This is a genomic window from Rhodococcus sp. DMU2021, from assembly GCF_019641445.1.
GTDB classification, from domain to species: Bacteria; Actinomycetota; Actinomycetes; order Mycobacteriales; family Mycobacteriaceae; genus Rhodococcus; species Rhodococcus pyridinivorans.
Genome location: NZ_JAIFKB010000011.1, coordinates 83,205 through 101,062, shown reverse-complemented (window position 1 = coordinate 101,062; position 17,858 = coordinate 83,205). Strand labels below are relative to the sequence as shown.

The window sequence follows — 17,858 nt, the reverse complement described above, 5'->3', positions numbered from 1 at the left end:
CTACTGGTACAGCGATCCCGTGTTGAGGACGGGCTGAGCACTCTGGTCTCCACACAACACGACGAGGAGATTCGAGACCATCGCGGCCTTGCGTTCCTCGTCGAGTTCGACCGTGTGTTCGGCCTCGAGGCGGGCCAGGGCGGTGCCGACCATCGAGACGGCACCTTTGACGATCTGTTCGCGGGCGGCGATGACAGCGCCGGCCTGCTGACGTCGCAGCATCGCCTGGGCGATCTCGGGTGCGTAGGCGAGCTGGTTGATGCGGGTCTCGATGACGCGGATACCGGCGGACTGCACGCGGTCGTGGACCTCGGCCGAGAGCTTGGTGGTGATCTCGTCGGCATTCTGACGCAGCGACATCACTTCCGGCGCAGCGTCGTATGGGTACGAACCGGCGATGTGGCGGACCGCGGCCTCGGTTTGCACGGCGACGAACTCCTCGAAGTCGTCGACGTCGAAGACGGCGCGCGCGGTGTCCTCGACCTGCCACACGATGACCGCCGAGATCTCGATGGGGTTGCCGTCGGCGTCGTTGACCTTGGCTCTGCCCGTCTCGTGGTTGCGGATGCGGGTGGAGATCTTGCGGCGGGTGTTGAGCGGGTTCATCCAGCGCAGACCGGGTTCGCGCAGGGTGCCGGTGTACGAGCTGCCGAGGAGTTGGAGGACACGGGCCTCGTTCGGTTCGACGAGGACGAGTCCGGCGAGCGGCACGAGGGCGAGCACCACGATGACGGCGCCGGCGACGATCAGCGGAACGGTGACATCCACTGCTCCCCAGCCGATCAGACCGGCGCCGACGGCGATTGCGACCAGAGCGGCGATCAGTACCGACCAGCCGTTGGACGAGGCACCCGGCCGCTCGACGGTCACGGGCGACTGCACGACATCCATGTTCCTACCTCCCAGGATCAAAGCGATATTAAAGTGATATCACATTTCTACGGCTGCGGACAGCGTTCCCTCCGCGCACCGGCCGCGATCGCGGCATGATGAAGGACAACGATCCGAGAGGGAGGCTCGCGATGCTCGCCGACGAGGCACTCGATGCGGCCGAGGTACAGACCGCCGATGCGGCGCCGGTCGACATCGTCGTGATCGGCGCCGGGCAGGCCGGCCTGTCGACCGCCTACTTCCTCACCCGCTTCGGAGTCGCACCCGAAACAGGATTCGTCGTCCTCGACCGCTCGTTCGGCCCCGGCGGGGCATGGCAGGACCGCTGGCCATCACTGACACTGAGCACCGTCAACGGCGTCCACGACCTGCCCGGCCTCGCGTTCGCGGACGTCGTCGACACCTCCGCGGGCGAGGTTCCGGCAGCCTCTGCGGTACCGCAGTACTACGCCGCCTACGAGAAGGAGTTCGACCTTCCCGTCCACCGCCCCACCACCGTGCGGGTCGTGTGCGACCGCGGCGAGCGACTGCGGGTCGAGACCGAATCGGCCGTCTACGCGGCACGCGGCATCATCAACGCGACCGGCACCTGGGAGCGCCCCTTCGTCCCCTGGTATCCCGGCGCCGCGCGGTTCACCGGACGGCAGCTACACACCAAGGACTACCGAACGGCCGAGGAGTTCACCGGGCAGCACGTGCTCGTCGTCGGTGGCGGCATCTCCGCGGTCCAGCTCCTCGACGAGATCTCCCGCGTCACCGAGACCACCTGGGTGACGCGACGCGAACCTGCTTGGAGCGAGGAACCTTTCACGGCCGAGCGCGGTCACGCCGCCGTCGCTCTCGTGGAGGATCGGGTACGACGCGGACTGCCACCCGGATCGGTCGTCTCCGTCACCGCGCTCCCGCTCACCCCGGCGCTTCGGGCCGCGCGCGAACGCGGCGCGCTGGAGCGGTCCCCGATGTTCTCCGAGATCACCGAGACCGGCGTCCGCTGGAGCGACGGCCGGACACTCGACGTCGATGTCATCCTGTGGTGCACCGGATTCCGGAGTTCCCTCGACCATCTCGCACCGCTGTCGTTGCGCAACGCCGGTGGCGGCATCACGATGGACGGCCGGCTCGCGACCCGCGTCGCGAAGGATCCGCGCATCCATCTCGTCGGCTACGGCCCGTCGGCGTCCACGATCGGAGCGAACCGCGCCGGTCGCGCCGCGGCCCGGGAACTGGTCGACCATCTCACCGGCGAGGTGCCGCAGCAGTGAGCGGGCGGGGCGGATCGGTGCTGCTGGTCGCGCTCGCGACCACCGCCAGTCTCGTCGCATCGGCACCGGCCCTGGTCGACGTCGCACTCCCTCCCCCACCGCCGGCGCCGGTCGCTCCTTCCCCGACACCGCTGACCGCCGACGAACTCACCGCGCGCACCCTGCCGGTCGTCGTGACGATCGACGCGAGCGCGGGATGGACGGGCATGACAGGCACCGGGATCGTGATCACCCCCGACGGCACGGTCGTCACGAACCATCATGTGGTGAGCGGAGCCACCGATATCAGCGCGGTGAGCGGCGCGGACGGTCTGATCTACGACGCGGAGGTCCTCGGCTACGACCGCGAGCGCGATCTCGCCGTCCTGCGGCTCGGCACCGCGAGCGATCTTCCGGCCGCCGCGATCGCCGAGGACCTGCCGCCGGTGGGCAGCCGGGTCACGGCCTTCGGCAATTCCCAGGGCGGCGGGGTCGTCGTGGCGACCCCCGGCACCATCGTCGAGTTCGACCGCAATGTGGTGGTGCGCGACGCCACGGACGGTTCACGTCACCGCCTCACCGGGATGATCCGCACCGATGCCCCGATCCGGCCGGGTGATTCCGGCGGGCCGCTCGTCGACGAGTACGGAACGGTCGTGGGGATCAACACCGCGGGTGCGGTGCAGCGGAACATCGACACCTCGCCCGATACGACCCCCGAGGCGTACGCCGTGCCCATCACCGAGGCGATCACCGTCGTCGAGCAGGTGCGGACGGGAGTGAGCGAAGGGTCGGTGCACGTGGGCCCGACGCCCCGGCTGGGCGCGAGCGTCACCACCGCCCGCAAGGACGGGCAGGATCTCGGGGCCGAGGTGCTGTGGGTGTCCTACGACAGTCCCGCCTATCACGCCGGTCTCGACGCCGGCGACGTCGTGGTGTCGTTCGACGGGGAGCGCGTCTCGTCGACCGGAGAACTCGAGGAACGTCTGCTCCGTCACCGTCCCGGCGACGTCGTGTCGATCGAGTGGACCACCGAGAACGACGAAAGACGTTCCGCAGACATCGTTCTCGAAGTCGGACCCGCACGCTGACGGCGACGCTCACGGAAAAATCGTTTGATCGGTCACCCGGGGGGCGAAGACACTTGACCTCGAGTCGCCTCGAGGTCGCAAGATCTCATCGGACCGTCCGACGACCGGGGGAACGCGATGAGCAACCACACCGCATCACCGACGCACCGGCGTCCGCGCCTGGCGCGCGGACCCGTGCGGCCGTTCGCTCATCCGCAGTACCGCCTGCTGATCCTGGCGCTCGCCGCGGGACTGCTGTCCGTGGGCACCTGGCTCATCGCGGTGGTGTGGCAGGTCGTCGAGATGGGTGGCGGTCCGGCCGAACTGTCCTCGGTCGCAGTGGGGCCTGCCGTGGGCATGCTCCTCGTCGCACTTCTCGGGGGTGTGCTCGCCGATCGGATCCCGCAGCGCACCCTGCTCCTCGCGACGTACATCGTCCGGGCGGTGCTGGTCGCGGTGACGGCTGCGCTCGCCGTGAACGGATCGATCGCCTTCTGGCATCTCACCGTCGTGGGTTTCGCACTCGGGCTCGCCAACGGTGTCCAGTTCCCGGCCTATTCGGCACTGTTGCCGTCCATCGTCCCGCCGCAGGACCTGCTCGCCGCCAACGGTGTCGAGGGCGTGCTCCGGCCGACGCTCGTGCAGGCGGCTGGTCCGGCGGCGGCGAGCGCCGTCGTGGCGGCCTCGTCCCCCGCCGTCGCCATGTGCACCGTCGCGCTCCTCGAGGTGGTCGGGGCATTGTGCATCCTCGCGATGCACCCGACCGTGGTCCGCTGCGACGACACGCGGACCGGAGGGTCGAGCGGATTCCGTTCCGTGCTCGACGATCTCGCGGAGGGTGTGCGGTTCACCGTGCGCACGCGGTGGTTGCTCGGAACGCTCCTGTTCGGGTCCGTCGCGGTCTTCTGCGTGCTGGGACCGATCGAGGTGCTGATCCCGTTCGCGATCCGCGAGGCGACCGGGGGCGGGCCGTTGCAGCACGCGATGGTGATGGCCGGTTTCGGTGTCGGTGGGGCAGTCGGGTCGATGCTCGTGGCGTCGCTGCGGCTGCCGAGGCGCTATCTCACCGTCCCGCTTCTGATGTGGGGGCTGGGCTGCGTCCCCCTCGCCGTCATCGGGGTCTCCGGATCGGTACCGATCATGATCGCCGCGGTGTTCGTCGTCGGCGCGCTGTTCAACGCCGGATCCGTCGTGTGGGGAACGCTGCTGCAACGGCGGGTGCCCGCGCACCTGCTCGGTCGGGTCTCGAGTCTCGACTTCTTCGTCTCGATCGTGTTCATGCCGCTGTCCATGGCCGTGGCCGGGCCGCTGGCCCTCACGGTCGGGCTCGCGCCGACCTTCGCGATCGCCGGGTTGGTGCCGGCCGTCGCCGCGGTGATCGTGATCGTCGCGGCCCGGACGCGGCGCGACGAGATCGACAATCCACTCGACGCCGTCCCGGTGGGCGACGATGGGATCGTGCCCGCGGAGTGCGGCGGCTGAGGGGCCGCTCGTGGCCGGTACCGACCCGCGCCGGACCTCGGATTCGTCGCACCCGGGATACTCGGAGCGTGAGCGCAACACTTCGTATCAACGGCCTGTCGGCCTCCCGCGGGGAACGTGTCCTGTTCGACGGACTCGATCTCACCGTCGCACCCGGCGATGTGATCGGCCTCGTGGGGGCCAACGGCGCCGGGAAATCGACGCTGCTCACGACCCTCGCAGGGATCGGTGACGCCGATGTCACCGGCTCGGTGGTCCTCAGCCCGCCCGACGCCACCATCGGCTATCTCGCCCAGGAACCCGAACGGGTGCCGGGCGAGACGATCCTCGGTTTCCTCGCACGTCGCACGGGTGTCGCGGCGGCAGAACACGTCATGAACGCCGCTGCCGAGCGACTCGGCGACTCCGACGAGGACGAGTACACCCCGGCGCTCGAACGGTGGCTGGCGCTCGGCGGGGCCGACCTCGCCGAGCGCGCCGAGAAGGTGATCGACGACCTCGGCCTGGAAGCGGGCCTCGACGCTCCGATGACGGCGCTCTCCGGTGGCCAGGCCGCCCGCGCCGGGCTGGCGGCACTGCTGCTGTCGCGCTACGACGTGCTCCTGCTCGACGAACCGACGAACGACCTGGATCTGGCCGGCCTCGAACGACTCGAACGCTTCGTGGACGAGACACGCACGGCATTGGTGGTCGTCAGCCACGACCGCGAATTCCTCGCGCGCACGGTGACGGGCATCGTCGAACTCGATCCCGTGCAGCAGCAGATCTCGGTCTACGAGGGCGGGTACGAGGCGTATCTCGTCGAGCGCGAGGTGGCGCGCCGACACGCGCGCGAACAGTACGAGGAGTTCGCCGACACCAAGTCGCAGCTCGAGGAACGCGCCCGGATGCAACGCAACTGGCTCGAACACGGCGTCCGCAACGCGCGCCGCAAGTCCAAGGACAACGACAAGATCGGACGCAAGCACCGCGCGGAGGCCACCGAGAAGCAGGCGGCGAAGGCGCGTCAGACGCAGCGGCGCATCGAGCGGCTCGACGTCGTCGAGGAGCCGCGCAAGGAATGGGAACTGCGCATGTGCATCGCCGCCGCCCCACGCAGCGGCACGGTGGTCGCGACCCTCGGCGAAGCCGTCGTCCAGCGGGGCGACTTCGTCCTCGGGCCGATCACCACGCAGGTCGAGTGGGGCGAACGCATCGTCGTCACCGGCCCGAACGGCGCCGGGAAGTCTACGCTGCTCCGATTGCTGCTCGGCACGATCGAACCGGATACCGGTCGCGCGTCGCTGGGGTCGGGTGTTCTCGTCGGCGAGATCGATCAGGCCCGCAGCCTGTTCGAGGGGGACGAACCGCTGGTCGAGGCGTTCGGGCGCAACGTGCCCGACTGGCCGGACGCCGACGTGCGGACCCTGCTGGCGAAGTTCGCCCTCAAAGGGCACCACGTCCTGCGGACGGCGTCGTCGCTGTCGCCGGGCGAACGCACCCGCGCGGGACTCGCACTGCTGCAGGCACGCGGCGTCAATCTGCTGGTGCTCGACGAACCCACCAACCACCTGGATCTGCCGGCGATCGAGCAACTCGAGCAGGCCGTCGACAGTTTCGAGGGAACCCTACTGCTGATCACGCACGATCGCCGCATGCTGGAGACCACACGGACGACACGTCGATGGATGCTCGACGACGGGAAGCTGAGCGAGGAGTTGATGTAGATGGGTGGAAGCGTGCGCGTGGACAGCTGGACGTGGTCGGTCCGGCTGTTCAAGACCCGGTCCGCCGCGGCGAGCGCGTGCCGCGCCGGGCACGTCCGCGTCGACGGTGTGACGGCCAAGCCGTCGACGCCGGTGACGATCGGAGCCGAGGTCCGCGTACGCGCGCACGGAACGGAGAAGATCGTCGAAGTCACCCAGCTCGTGAACAAGCGCGTGGGTGCACCGATCGCCGCGACCGCCTACATCGATCACAGTCCCCCGCCTCCACCGAAGGAGATCCTCGCGGCGCTCCCCCGCCGCGACCGCGGGGCGGGCCGTCCGACGAAGAAGGAACGCCGCGAACTCGACCGTCTCCGCGGTTTCGCCGACGACGACTGACAACACTACGACATATCGATCCATCCTCTCCCATTGACAAAGCGTTGGGTTTTCACAACACTTTGTTCCATGAGTCCGGTACGTCGTGGGGAAGCTCTCCCCATCTACAACCGCATCCGCGTCCTGCGCGCGGAGCGTGGCATGAGCCGCGCACAACTGGCCGCGCTCATCGATGTGAACCCGCAGACCGTCGGAGCACTCGAACGCGGCGACCACTATCCGAGCCTCGATCTCGCCTTCCGCATCTGCGATGTCTTCGGACTACCGGTCGAAGCCGTCTTCTCCCGTACCGAGTTCACGCCGTTGTCGACCGAGCTGTACAAGCCCCGGAAGGAGGCCTGAGATGACCACAGAATCCCTGCTCGATCGCTACGAGGAGTACCGCACCCGCAGGTTCCTGAAGAACGAGGAGATCACCGGGGGGTGGATGCCGAACTGGCGTACCCGCCGTCGCCGCCGCATCCTCGCCGTCGCCGTCATGGTGCTGATCGCGCTGATGTTCGTCGCGTCGATCGCGTCGTACTTCACGATGGCGGCGGCGATCGCCTGGCTGCCGGTGACGCTGGTGTTCCTGCCCACTTGGACGTGTCTGCAGATCGTGTCGGGAAGGCAGTCCGATGCACCCCGTCGCGCCCTCGATGAACGCGAGATCGCCGAGCGCAACAGCGCCCGCTCGATCGGTCTGTCCGTGGCGCAGGGCCTGCTGATGATCCCGATCTTCGCGTTGCTGTGGAGCCCGGCGATCGACTCGATCGACCATCGGGCACTCGCCTATTCCGCAGGCGGATTCGCTCTCGCCTCGATACTGTTCAGCGGTTGCCTGCCCGCTGTTCTGCTCGCCTGGACCCGCCCCGACGACGATCCGGAGGACCTGCTGTGACACTGACGATCGACAATCTCTCGAAGCGCTACGGCGACACGGTCGCTCTCGACGGCGTGAGTTTCGAAGTCCGCCCCGGCGAATTGTTCGGTTTCGTCGGCAGCAACGGCGCCGGCAAGACCACCACTATGCGGATCACCCTCGGCGTCCTGGCCGCCGACTCCGGCGAGGTCCGCATCGACGGGAAGCCGGTCGACCTCGAGATGCGCCGCAACATCGGGTACATGCCCGAGGAACGCGGCCTGTATCCGAAGATGAAGGTCGGCAAGCAACTGTCCTATCTCGCTCGGCTGCACGGCCTTTCGAAGTCGGAGGCGTCGGAGGCGGTGCAACGGTGGACCGAACGGCTCGGCATCGCAGAACGTCTCGGCGACACCGTCGACGCCCTGTCGCTCGGCAACCAGCAGCGCGTGCAGCTCGCCGCGGCTCTCGTGCACGACCCGAAGGTCCTCGTCCTCGACGAGCCGTTCTCCGGCCTCGACCCGGTAGCCGTCGACGTCATGAGCGACGTCCTGCTCGAGAAGGCGAAAGATGGCGTGCCGGTGGTGTTCTCGAGCCACCAGCTCGACCTCGTCCAGCGCCTGTGCGACCGCGTGGGCATCATCGGCGCAGGTCGGATGCGCGCCGTGGGCACCGTCGACGACCTGCGGTCCAAGGGCGACGCGCTCCTCGTCGTCCACGCGCCGCAGGCACCCCGAGGCTGGGCGCACGGTCTGCCGGGCGTCACGCACGCCGAGTACGAGGACGAGCGCACCGTGCTCACCGTCACCCCCGGCGCCGACGACCAGCTGATCCTCAAGGCGGCCCTGGCCACCGGCCCGGTCCACGAGTTCTCGCTCCGACGCCCATCCCTGACCGAGCTGTTCCGAGAGGTGGTTTCCGCATGAGCGCCCCGTTGAGCAACGCCCGCGCGGTCGGTCTCGTCGCGTCGCGCGAGTTCGTCACGCAGGTTCAGAAGAAGAGCTTCCTGATCAGCAACGCGATCATCCTCGTCGCGATCGTCGTCGGTATCGTCGCCACCTCGATCCTGTCCGGCGGCGACGACGACCGGCCCACCGTCGGAGTCGTGGGGGCGCCCGCGCTGCAGACGACGATCGAGTCGCTCGGCGAGACCGTCGGCACTCCGCTCGAGGTCTCCGACGTTCCCGACGCCGCCACCGCCCGTGAGCAGGTGTCCTCCGGCGATCTCGACGTCGCGCTCGTCCCCGGCGACGGCGCATCCGTCACAGCGATCACCGAATCGGAACTCGGCACCGACGTCCGCGCGGTCGTCGAGGCCGCTGTCGTGCAGCAGGCCCAGGTCGCCGCGCTGACCGACCGCGGCGTCGATCCCGCCGCGGTCGCGGCCGACGTCTCGGCGGCGACCGTGACCGTCGACGCCATCGACCCGCCGGACCCCGAACAGGGACAACGCATCATCCTCTCGATCATCGCGGTGATCCTGCTGTACATGCAGATCCTGATGTTCGGCATGTACGTCGCGATGGGTGTCGTCGAGGAGAAGTCCTCGCGTGTCGTCGAACTGCTGCTGTCCACGCTGCGTCCCCTGCAACTGCTGTGGGGCAAGATCCTCGGCATCGGCGCGGTCGGGCTCCTGCAACTCACCGCCTACGGCGCGGTCGGTGTCGGCACGGCGCTCGCCACCGACACCCTCACGATCACCGGCACCGCCCTCGGCGTGCTCGCCGGCACCCTCGGCTGGTTCGTCCTCGGCTTCGCGTTCTTCGCCGTCCTCTACGCGGCGGCGGGGTCGATGGTGTCGCGGCAGGAGGACGTCAATTCCACCTCGGGTCCGCTGGTGATGCTGATTCTCGCGATGTTCTTCGCGGCGTTCTCGTCGGTCGACGACCCCGAGGCCGGATGGAGCACCACGCTGAGCTGGATCCCGCCGTTCTCCGCGATCCTCATGCCGCTGCGCATCGCGGCGGGCGTGGCCACGCCGGTGCAGATCGTCGGCACCATCGTGCTGATGGTCGCCGCGATCGCGATGCTCAGTGTGATCGCCGCGCGCATCTACCAGCGGTCGATCCTGCGCATCGGCCGGACGGTCACGTGGAAGGAAGCGCTCGGCCGATAGCCGATCCCACAACGAGGGGGAGGATATATGCGGTGTGTCGCAAGAACACGCACATGTCCTCCCCCTCGTTCGCGCCGGTATAGGTTGACCGCGACGGACGAGGACAGGTGGAGGCGACGTGGCCGGTAGCAGGATCTCGGCGCAGGAGTTCATCGACAAGGTGCTCGACCCGGGAAGCTTCGTCTCCTGGGACGTTCCGCCGATCGATGTCGGGGCCGGCGAGAAGTACCTCGCCGATCTGGACAGGGCCGCCGAGAAGTCCGGGGTCGACGAATCCGTGCTCACCGGTTCGGGCACCGTCCACGGCCGCCGGGTCGCTCTGATCGTGTGCGAATTCTCCTTCCTCGCAGGCTCGATCGGTGTCGCCGCCGCCGAACGCATCGTCACCGCCGTCGAACGCGCGACCGCCGAGGGACTGCCCCTGCTCGCGTCGCCCACCTCGGGTGGCACCCGCATGCAGGAGGGCACCCTCGCCTTCGTGCAGATGGTGAAGATCGCCGCCGCCGTCGCTGCGCACAAGGCCGCACATCTCGGTTATCTCGTGTACCTGCGCAATCCGACGACGGGCGGGGTGTTCGCGTCGTGGGGGTCGCTCGGGCACGTCACTGCCGCCGAACCGGGCGCGCTCGTCGGGTTCCTCGGTCCGCGCGTCTACAAGGCGCTCTACCAGGAGAACTTCCCCGAGGACGTCCAGACCGCGGAGAACCTGTACCGCAAGGGCGTGATCGACGGGGTCGTGCCCCTCGGCGGTGTGCGTCAGGTCGTGCACCGGCTGCTGCGCGTACTCGTCGAGGGCAACCGGCCCGAGGTGACGTCGAGTCCGGCGATCACCACCGTCGACGACGTGCCCGACATCCCGGCCTGGCATTCGGTAATGCTCAGCCGACGGCCCGAACGGCCCGGTATCCGGCAGTTGCTGCGTCACGCCGCCTCCGCGCAGGTCCCCCTGTCCGGGACCGGTGAGGGCGAATCCGATCGCACCGTCCTGCTCTCCCTCGCCCGGTTCCGCGGCGTGTCGTGTGTGATGTTCGGCCAGGACCGTGCGGGACAGTCACCCGAACGCACGATGGGGCCGGGAGCACTGCGCGAGGCCCGCCGCGCGATGCGTCTCGCCGACGAACTGCGCCTGCCGCTCGTGCTCGTCATCGACACCCTCGGCGCGTCGCTGTCGAAGGAGGCAGAGGAACGCGGGCTCGCACCCGAGATTGCCCGCTGCCTGGCCGATCTCGTCACTCTGCCCACCCCGACGGTGTCGGTGCTGCTCGGTCAGGGAACCGGAGGCGGCGCGCTCGCCCTGCTGCCCGCCGACCGCGTGTTGTGCGCGCAGCACGGCTGGCTCGCCCCGCTCCCGCCCGAAGGCGCGAGTGCGATCGTGCACCGCGACACCGCCCACGCACCGGCCATGGCGCAGGATCAGGGGATTCGCTCCCGCGATCTGCTGCGCAACGGTGTCGTCGACGCGATCGTCCCCGAGCATCCCGATGCCACCGAGGAACCCGTCTCGTTCGTCAAGCGGGTCGGTGCTGCGGTCGCCCGCGAACTCGCGATCCTCACCGACGAGCCCGCGGAGGACCGCTACCGGCGACGGATCGAGCGGTACCGCAAGCTCGGCGTGCACTCCTGACCCGGCGCGATCCGGATCAGCTCGAACCCGCCACCGCCCCGCCGGCCGCGACGGCGGCCATCATGGCCGCGTTGACGGATGCGACGGCGTCGCGCACCGCCTCGGCCGCCCACTCGCCCTGCGCGATCACCTTCGCTCGTTTCTTCACTGCCCGCTTGTCGGCGTCCGGGAACACCTTCGGCGCCGCATCCGCCGCCGACAGCAGCGCGATCAGCGCCGCGGTGCGTGGCTCCGGGGTCAGGCCGTCGATCAACGCCGCGCGGATCAGGTCGCGGACGCGCTGCTCGTGGGTGGAATCGATCGCGGGCCACTTCTTCGTCGGGAACACGCCGAGGATCCTCCCGCGCTCCTCCGAGACCCAGCCCTGCTCGACGACCCGCGCGAGAAGCTTCTCCTGCAGGTCCTTCTGCAGTTTCTCGATGGCCGACGTCGGCTTCAGCGGCCTGCCCGAGCCGAGACGCTCGACTGCCTCGGCAAGGATCGGATCGGCGGGTCGTGCCTCGGTGCGTATCGCGATCCGCCCCTTCTTCACCTGCTCCCCCTCGGTGTCGACCGCCACCACGTCGTCGAGGGCGAGTTCGAGGAGCACCGCACCCGCGAGAACGCGGGGCAGTTTCACTCCGTCGACGAGAGGCTTTCCCGATTCGTCGTCCAGAAGCAGGAGCAGCAGGTCTTCCGCGATCGAGGTCATGCGGCTCAGGGTAGGCACTTCGTCCGTTCGTCGCCTGGTCGTGTCCGTCCGACGCAGACCTGCAGCCACCCCCTTGCAGGTCACATAGAGTGGTTCGGGCCACAACCGCCGTCGAGGAAGGACACGAACGATGGGCTCGTACGAGGAGGCGTTCCGTCGGAGCACCGAGGATCCGGAGGGATTCTGGCTCGAGGCCGCCCGCGCGGTCGAGTGGGAGAGCGCGCCGACGCGAGCTCTCGACGACTCGGCGGCACCGTCGTACAAGTGGTTCCCGGACGGCACCCTGAACACCAGCGTCAACGCACTCGACCGGCACGTGGACGCCGGCAACGGCGACCGCCCGGCCCTGATCTGGGATTCGGCGATGGTTCCGGCCAAGCGCACCTACACCTACGCCGAACTGCTCGACGAGGTCGCGAAGTTCGCCGGTGTGCTGCGCGACCAGGGTGTCGCCGCCGGCGACCGCGTCATCGTCTACATGCCGATGATCCCCGAGGCCGCCATCGCGATGCTCGCCTGCGCCCGCATCGGGGCGGTGCACTCGGTGGTGTTCGGCGGGTTCGCCGCGAAGGAACTCGCGACCCGCATCGACGACGCCACGCCGGTCGTGCTCGTCACCGCCTCCGGTGGTCTCGAACCCGGCCGCACCGTCGAGTACCTGCCGATCGTCGAGCAGGCGATCGGCCTGTCGCCGACCCCGCCGCACACCGTGATCGTGAAGAACCGCGAGCAGATCCCCGGATCGGCGGCCGACTACCAGACGTCCTCGGCGGCGTGGTTCGACTGGGACGAGCTGTGCGCCGACGCGTCCCCTGCGGAGCCCGTGACGGTCGCGGCGACCGACCCGCTCTACATCCTCTACACCTCCGGCACCACCGGGAAGCCCAAGGGCGTGGTCCGCGACAACGGTGGGCACGCCGTGGCCCTGACGTGGTCGATGCGCAACATCTACGACATCGATCCGGGCGACGTGTGGTGGACCGCGTCCGATGTGGGCTGGGTGGTCGGCCACTCCTACATCGTCTACGGCCCGCTGCTGGTCGGAGCAACGACGGTGATGTACGAGGGCAAGCCCGTCGGCACCCCCGATGCGGGTGCGTTCTGGCGGATCATCGCCGAGAACGGCGTCAAGGCACTGTTCACCGCTCCCACGGCGATTCGCGCTGTGCGCAAGGCGGATCCGAACGCCGAGGAACTGAAGAAGTACCCCATCGACTCGCTGCAGACGCTCTTCGCCGCCGGTGAGCGCCTCGACCCCGACACCTACCACTGGGCGACGAAGGTGCTCGGCCGCCCGGTGGTCGACCACTGGTGGCAGACCGAGACGGGCTGGGCGATCGCGGCGAATCTGCGCGGGCTCGAGGCGATGCCGCTCAAGGCCGGCTCCCCCACCGTCCCCGTGCCGGGCTACCGGGTCGAGATCGTCGACGGAGAGGGCAAGCCCGTCGATCCGAACACCGAGGGCAACATCGTCATCCGCCTGCCGTTGCCGCCGGGCACACTGGCCGGCCTGTGGCAGGACGACGACCGGTACCGCCGGTCGTACCTCGACACCTTCCCCGGTTACTACCTCACCGGCGACTCGGGCTATGTCGACGAGGACGGCTACGTCTTCGTCCTCGGCCGGTCCGACGACGTGATCAACGTTGCCGGGCACCGGCTCTCGACCGGCAGCATGGAGGCCGTGGTGGCCTCGCATCCCGCTGTCGCCGAATGCGCCGTGGTGGGCATCCGCGACGAATTGAAGGGCCAGCGCCCCTCGGGTTACGTGGTGCTCAAGGCCGGTGTGGAGATCGAGCCCGAGACCCTGCGTCAGGAACTCGTCACGATGGTCCGCGACCAGATCGGTGCGGTCGCGACCTTCCGCGACGTGACCGTGGTCCAGGCCCTGCCGAAGACGCGCTCCGGCAAGATCCTCCGCAAGACCATGCGGCAGATTGCCGACCACGAGGAGTACACCGTGCCGTCGACGATCGAGGACCCGGCCGTGCTCGACGCGCTGAAGGAACAGCTCGGCGGCTGACGGCACGCCCCGCTGAGCCTGCACACAGCAGCGGACGGATACTCGGTGCAGAACACGAGTATCCGTCCGCTCGAGTACGCCTACGTCACTTCTTCCGTCTGCGCCTCACAAGCACCAGCACGAGCACGGCCGCAAGGACCCCGCCGGCCACCGCGATCAGATCGGGCCGGTTGCGGACTTCCTGGGCCCGTTCAGCCGCGGACTGCTTGACCCGGGTGGGCACGTCGAGTCTGTCGGTGAGTTCGCCGACGGTCGCGGCGAGTTCGGCCCGTTGACGTTCGATGTCGGCCACCTCGTCCGGACGACCACCGTTGTCGGATGCGGTCACTTCGTTGCTCCCTTCGCGGCGTCGATGTCGGCGCGGACACTGGCGACCGTGCGTTCCGGCACGGGCGGTGCGGCGTTCTTCGCCTTCGAGGCACCGACCGCGGCGAGGATGCCACCGACCGCGAGCACCACGAGCGCGACGATGAGGGCCGCGAGCCACGGTTCGACGGCGGTGGCGAGGCCGAGCACGGCCGTCGCGATCAGGGTCGCCAGACCGAGGAACAACAGGATCGCTCCCGCACCCGAGATCCCCACGCCCACACCGATGCGGGTGCCTTTGGACTTGACTTCCTCGAGCGCGTGCGAGACCTCGGTCCGCACGAGGGTCGAGACCTGTTCGGTGAGCCGCTCGGTGAGTTCGACAGTGGACAGGTTCTTCGGTTGCTCGGCTACGGGGCGCGCATTGCCGGGTGTCGTCATCGCGGATTCCTTTCCGTCGTGGGCCCGGTAGGGCCCACGGGGTCGGCCGCCTCTCCGGAGGAGCCGTCGGCGCTGTGGGCTTCGCGCAGCTTCCGCCCGTGCTCGACGAGTTCCTCCAGCTTGGCGGCGTTCTTCTCGCTCGCGCGCGAATCACGTTCGGGCAGTTGCAATGTCTTCTCGGCAGGCATACCGGCCTGCAGCTGGCGGCCACGTTCCATCTCGGCGTCGAACTCGGCACCGAACAACAAGGCCAGATTGGTGATCCACAACCACAACAGGAAGATCACCGCACCGGCGAGTGAGCCGTAGGTCTTGTTGTAGCTGCCGAAATTCGAGACGTAGAAGGCGAATGCCACCGAAGCCACGATCCACACGACGATCGCGATGAGCGATCCGAGGCTGACCCAGCGGAACTTCGGCTGGGACACGTTGGGCGTCGCGTAGTACAGCACCGCGACGATCATGACCACCAGCGCAAGCATCACGGGCCACTTGACGATGTTCCACACCGTCACGGCGGTGTCGCCGAGGCCGATGACGTCGCCGATCGTGCGTGCGACCGGGCCGCTGATCACGAGCATCAGGGCGGTCGTCCCGGCGGCCACCAGGGCCACAGCGGTGATCAGCAGCATCAGCGGACGCAGCTTCCAGACGGGCCGGCCCTCTTCGATCTCGTAGATCCGGTTCATGGCGCGGCCGAAGGCGCCGACATATCCCGAGGCCGACCACAGCGCGCCGAGAATACCGACGATCAGGGCGAATCCGGCTGTCGGTGCGGACACGAGCTGTTCGATCGGTCCTCGCAGGGTGTCGACGGCGGAGGACGGGCCGAGGTCCTCGACCATGCCGAGCACGGTGTCGACCGTCGTCTGTCCCTGGCCGAACACGCCGAGCAACGAGACCACGACGAGCAGCGCAGGGAACAGCGACAGGACGGCGTAGTACGTCAGTGCGGCTGCGAGATCGGTGCACTGGTCCCGACTGAACTCCCGAATCGTCCTGCGCAGCACATATTTCCACGACGGCGTGGACAGATCGGTCGGTGAGTCGGGTTTGCGCGGGTCATCGGGGGCGAGGGTGGCACCCGACGATCCATCACCTCTGTGCTCGGCGTCCATACTGCGGCGGGTACCCCACCTCGCACACCGACCAAACTCACAGCCGCACCGCGGCCGAACCACAGCCGCATCGGTGTGACGGCCGTACGATTCGGCTCATGGCCGACACCCCACTCGAAGGATCCGCCGACGGTTTCGCGGGCATCGCCTCGCAGCTCGACTACCCGATGTTCATCGTCACCGCATTCGACGGCGAGGAACGCAGCGGTTGCCTGATCGGTTTCGCGACCCAGTCCGCGATCGATCCGGCCCGCTTCCTGGTGGCGCTGTCGAACAAGAACCGGACCTACCGGGTGGCGTCGAAGGCGAAGCACCTCGCCGTGCACGTCCTGACCCCGGCAGACCGCGAACTGGCAGCGCTGTTCGGCGAGCACACCGGCGACGACATCGACAAGTTCGACCGCTGCTCGTGGCACGAGGGACCCCACGCACTACCCGTGCTGGACGGCCCGCGCGCGTGGTTCGTCGGCCGGATCCTCGAGACCTTCACGACCGGCGACCACGGCGGTTTCCTCCTCGAACCCGAACGCGGTGAGCTCCGTGGCGACCTGGACCGCCTCATGACCTTCAAGTCCGTGGGTGATCTCGACGCCGGGCACGGCGCGTGACGTGCATCCGGCGGGCGGGAGTGGTCTGATCGGCGTCATGCGACGACTCGACGGCACCGATGCGACGCAGCACGTGGACGACACGGCGCTGCGCGCTCTCTACGCCTATCCCGACGACCTGTCCCGGCCGTGGATGCGGATCAACTTCGTGTCCTCCCTCGACGGAGCCGTGGCGGTCGAGGGACGATCGGGCGCCCTCGGCTCGCCCGCCGACAAGAAGGTCTTCGGGCTGCTGCGCGAACTCGCCGATGTGATCCTCGTGGGCGCAGGCACCGTGCGGGCCGAGAACTACGGCGGCGCGAGGACCAGCGAGGCCCTGCGCGTGCGCCGCGAGGAGGCCGGACTCGCTCCGATACCGCCGGTCGCGGTGGTGACCGCCTCGTGCGACCTGCCGCCCGACCTGCGTCTGTTCACCGACACAACGATCCCGCCCGTGGTCTTCACGACCGCACGGGCCCCCGAGACCGCCCGGCGCGCGGTGGAGGCCGCCGGAGGCGACGTCCGCGTCATCGCTGACGCAGTGATCGACGGCCCCTCCCTGCTCGCGGCGATCGGCGAGGCGGGATGGCTCCGGGTGCTGTGCGAGGGCGGACCGAATCTGTTCGGCCGCATGATCGAGGACGGCGTCGTCGACGAGCTGTGTCTGACCTGGGCTCCGGTCCTGGCCGCCGGCAGCGCCGCGCGTATCGCGCATTCGCCGACGGCCGCTCTGACACCCCTGCAACGTGCGCACCTGGTGTGCGACGACGACGGCACCCTGCTCACCCGCTGGGTGCGACCCGATGCTCTGGAAGGAGACACGCATGGCCGATGACGACGTGGTGGAGGGGACGGACACCTCCGACGAGTTGATCGAGCAGCTGGCACAGCTCGCCTCCGACAAGGAGCTGACGCTCGGCTGCGCGGAGTCGCTCACCGCGGGCACGCTCGCAGCCCGCCTGGGTGCCGCGAAGGGCAGCTCCGACTGGTTCCGCGGCGGCATCGTCGCGTACTCGCGCGAGGTCAAGTACGGCCTGCTCGAGGTTCCGGAGGGCCCCGTCGTGTCCGAGAGCGCGGCCCGCACGATGGCGGAGAGCACCTCCCGCCTCCTGGGCGCGGACATCGTTGTTGCCGTGAGCGGAGCCGGTGGGCCCGACCCGCAGGACGGCCGCCCGCCAGGCACGGTGTGCTTCGCGACGACCGGTCCGGACGGCACCCGCAGCGAGGAGCAGCGCTTCGACGGTGATCCCCAGGACGTGCTCGCGAGGACGGTGCGTCACGCCCTGTCGTTGCTCGTCGAGCGCGCATCCGCCTGAAAATCGGATGCGATCTTCCACCCGCGG

Annotated in this window: 19 protein-coding genes; 14 read left to right on the top strand and 5 right to left on the bottom strand. The window is 68.8% G+C overall.

The window, feature by feature from the left end; translation table 11 throughout:
* A complete protein-coding gene (locus K3M35_RS16245) occupies positions 1 to 891 on the bottom strand; it encodes an SPFH domain-containing protein (protein WP_006551625.1) in 891 nt (296 codons plus the stop codon).
* Between the two features lie 131 nt (positions 892 to 1,022).
* Here K3M35_RS16245 and K3M35_RS16240 point away from each other — a divergent pair, with 131 nt between their 5' ends.
* The 10 genes from K3M35_RS16240 (at position 1,023) to K3M35_RS16195 (ending at position 11,349) form a co-directional block, all read left to right on the top strand.
* Complete coding sequence (locus K3M35_RS16240; protein ID WP_006551626.1) at positions 1,023 to 2,153, top strand: NAD(P)-binding domain-containing protein; 1,131 nt, start codon at positions 1,023 to 1,025, stop codon at positions 2,151 to 2,153.
* Complete coding sequence (locus K3M35_RS16235) at positions 2,150 to 3,223, top strand: S1C family serine protease (protein ID WP_033096767.1); 1,074 nt, start codon at positions 2,150 to 2,152, stop codon at positions 3,221 to 3,223. Before K3M35_RS16240 ends, K3M35_RS16235 begins: the two co-directional genes overlap by 4 nt.
* A gap of 117 nt (positions 3,224 to 3,340) precedes the next feature.
* Entirely contained in the window at positions 3,341 to 4,684 is a 1,344-nt protein-coding gene (locus tag K3M35_RS16230) for an MFS transporter (RefSeq protein ID WP_024103111.1), read from the top strand.
* A gap of 68 nt (positions 4,685 to 4,752) precedes the next feature.
* The gene (locus tag K3M35_RS16225) at positions 4,753 to 6,390 is read left to right on the top strand and encodes an ABC-F family ATP-binding cassette domain-containing protein (RefSeq protein ID WP_019289905.1); all 1,638 of its coding nucleotides are present in this window, start codon (positions 4,753 to 4,755) and stop codon (positions 6,388 to 6,390) included.
* A complete protein-coding gene (locus tag K3M35_RS16220) occupies positions 6,391 to 6,768 on the top strand; it encodes an RNA-binding S4 domain-containing protein (protein ID WP_006551630.1) in 378 nt (125 codons plus the stop codon).
* Positions 6,769 to 6,837: 69 nt separating this feature from the next.
* Positions 6,838 to 7,110 (top strand): helix-turn-helix transcriptional regulator, encoded by a 273-nt coding sequence (locus K3M35_RS16215; RefSeq protein WP_033096769.1) that lies wholly within the window; start codon positions 6,838 to 6,840, stop codon positions 7,108 to 7,110.
* Between the two features lies 1 nt (position 7,111).
* Complete coding sequence (locus tag K3M35_RS16210; RefSeq protein ID WP_006551632.1) at positions 7,112 to 7,648, top strand: hypothetical protein; 537 nt, start codon at positions 7,112 to 7,114, stop codon at positions 7,646 to 7,648.
* Entirely contained in the window at positions 7,645 to 8,535 is an 891-nt protein-coding gene (locus tag K3M35_RS16205; protein WP_006551633.1) for an ABC transporter ATP-binding protein, read from the top strand. The genes K3M35_RS16210 and K3M35_RS16205 overlap by 4 nt, the downstream gene beginning before the upstream one ends.
* A complete protein-coding gene (locus K3M35_RS16200; protein ID WP_220666693.1) occupies positions 8,532 to 9,725 on the top strand; it encodes an ABC transporter permease in 1,194 nt (397 codons plus the stop codon). Before K3M35_RS16205 ends, K3M35_RS16200 begins: the two co-directional genes overlap by 4 nt.
* A gap of 118 nt (positions 9,726 to 9,843) precedes the next feature.
* A complete protein-coding gene (locus K3M35_RS16195) occupies positions 9,844 to 11,349 on the top strand; it encodes a carboxyl transferase domain-containing protein (protein ID WP_220666692.1) in 1,506 nt (501 codons plus the stop codon).
* A 16-nt stretch (positions 11,350 to 11,365) separates the two neighbouring features.
* Here the strand turns inward: K3M35_RS16195 and K3M35_RS16190 are convergent, their stop codons facing one another.
* The gene (locus K3M35_RS16190; protein ID WP_220666691.1) at positions 11,366 to 12,040 is read right to left on the bottom strand and encodes a GPP34 family phosphoprotein; all 675 of its coding nucleotides are present in this window, start codon (positions 12,038 to 12,040) and stop codon (positions 11,366 to 11,368) included.
* Positions 12,041 to 12,170: 130 nt separating this feature from the next.
* Between K3M35_RS16190 and K3M35_RS16185 the strand changes: the two genes are divergently transcribed.
* Positions 12,171 to 14,063 (top strand): propionyl-CoA synthetase, encoded by a 1,893-nt coding sequence (locus tag K3M35_RS16185; protein ID WP_220666690.1) that lies wholly within the window; start codon positions 12,171 to 12,173, stop codon positions 14,061 to 14,063.
* 85 nt (positions 14,064 to 14,148) lie between these two features.
* Here K3M35_RS16185 and K3M35_RS16180 read toward each other — a convergent pair whose 3' ends face one another.
* The 3 genes from K3M35_RS16180 to K3M35_RS16170 are packed head-to-tail and all read right to left on the bottom strand — an operon-like array spanning position 14,149 to position 15,928.
* Positions 14,149 to 14,391, bottom strand: coding sequence for a DUF3618 domain-containing protein (locus K3M35_RS16180; protein ID WP_060652010.1), 243 nt, complete (start codon positions 14,389 to 14,391; stop codon positions 14,149 to 14,151).
* Positions 14,388 to 14,810 carry a phage holin family protein gene (locus K3M35_RS16175; RefSeq protein ID WP_006551639.1) on the bottom strand — a complete coding sequence of 141 codons (423 nt, stop codon included), beginning with the start codon at positions 14,808 to 14,810 and terminating at the stop codon, positions 14,388 to 14,390. Before K3M35_RS16175 ends, K3M35_RS16180 begins: the two co-directional genes overlap by 4 nt.
* On the bottom strand, positions 14,807 to 15,928 hold the full coding sequence (locus K3M35_RS16170) for a YihY/virulence factor BrkB family protein (protein WP_024103103.1): 1,122 nt from the start codon (positions 15,926 to 15,928) through the stop codon (positions 14,807 to 14,809). The genes K3M35_RS16175 and K3M35_RS16170 overlap by 4 nt, the downstream gene beginning before the upstream one ends.
* A gap of 98 nt (positions 15,929 to 16,026) precedes the next feature.
* On the opposite strand from K3M35_RS16170, the gene K3M35_RS16165 reads away from it, so the two are divergent.
* From K3M35_RS16165 to K3M35_RS16155, 3 genes are read left to right on the top strand one after another with little or no spacing between them, the layout of a single operon-like run.
* Positions 16,027 to 16,536, top strand: a complete 510-nt coding sequence (locus tag K3M35_RS16165; protein ID WP_064060211.1) for a flavin reductase family protein — start codon at positions 16,027 to 16,029, stop codon at positions 16,534 to 16,536.
* A gap of 37 nt (positions 16,537 to 16,573) precedes the next feature.
* The gene (locus K3M35_RS16160; protein WP_024103101.1) at positions 16,574 to 17,350 is read left to right on the top strand and encodes a pyrimidine reductase family protein; all 777 of its coding nucleotides are present in this window, start codon (positions 16,574 to 16,576) and stop codon (positions 17,348 to 17,350) included.
* Complete coding sequence (locus K3M35_RS16155; protein ID WP_006551643.1) at positions 17,340 to 17,831, top strand: CinA family protein; 492 nt, start codon at positions 17,340 to 17,342, stop codon at positions 17,829 to 17,831. The genes K3M35_RS16160 and K3M35_RS16155 overlap by 11 nt, the downstream gene beginning before the upstream one ends.
* The last annotated feature ends 27 nt before the right edge of the window (positions 17,832 to 17,858 follow it).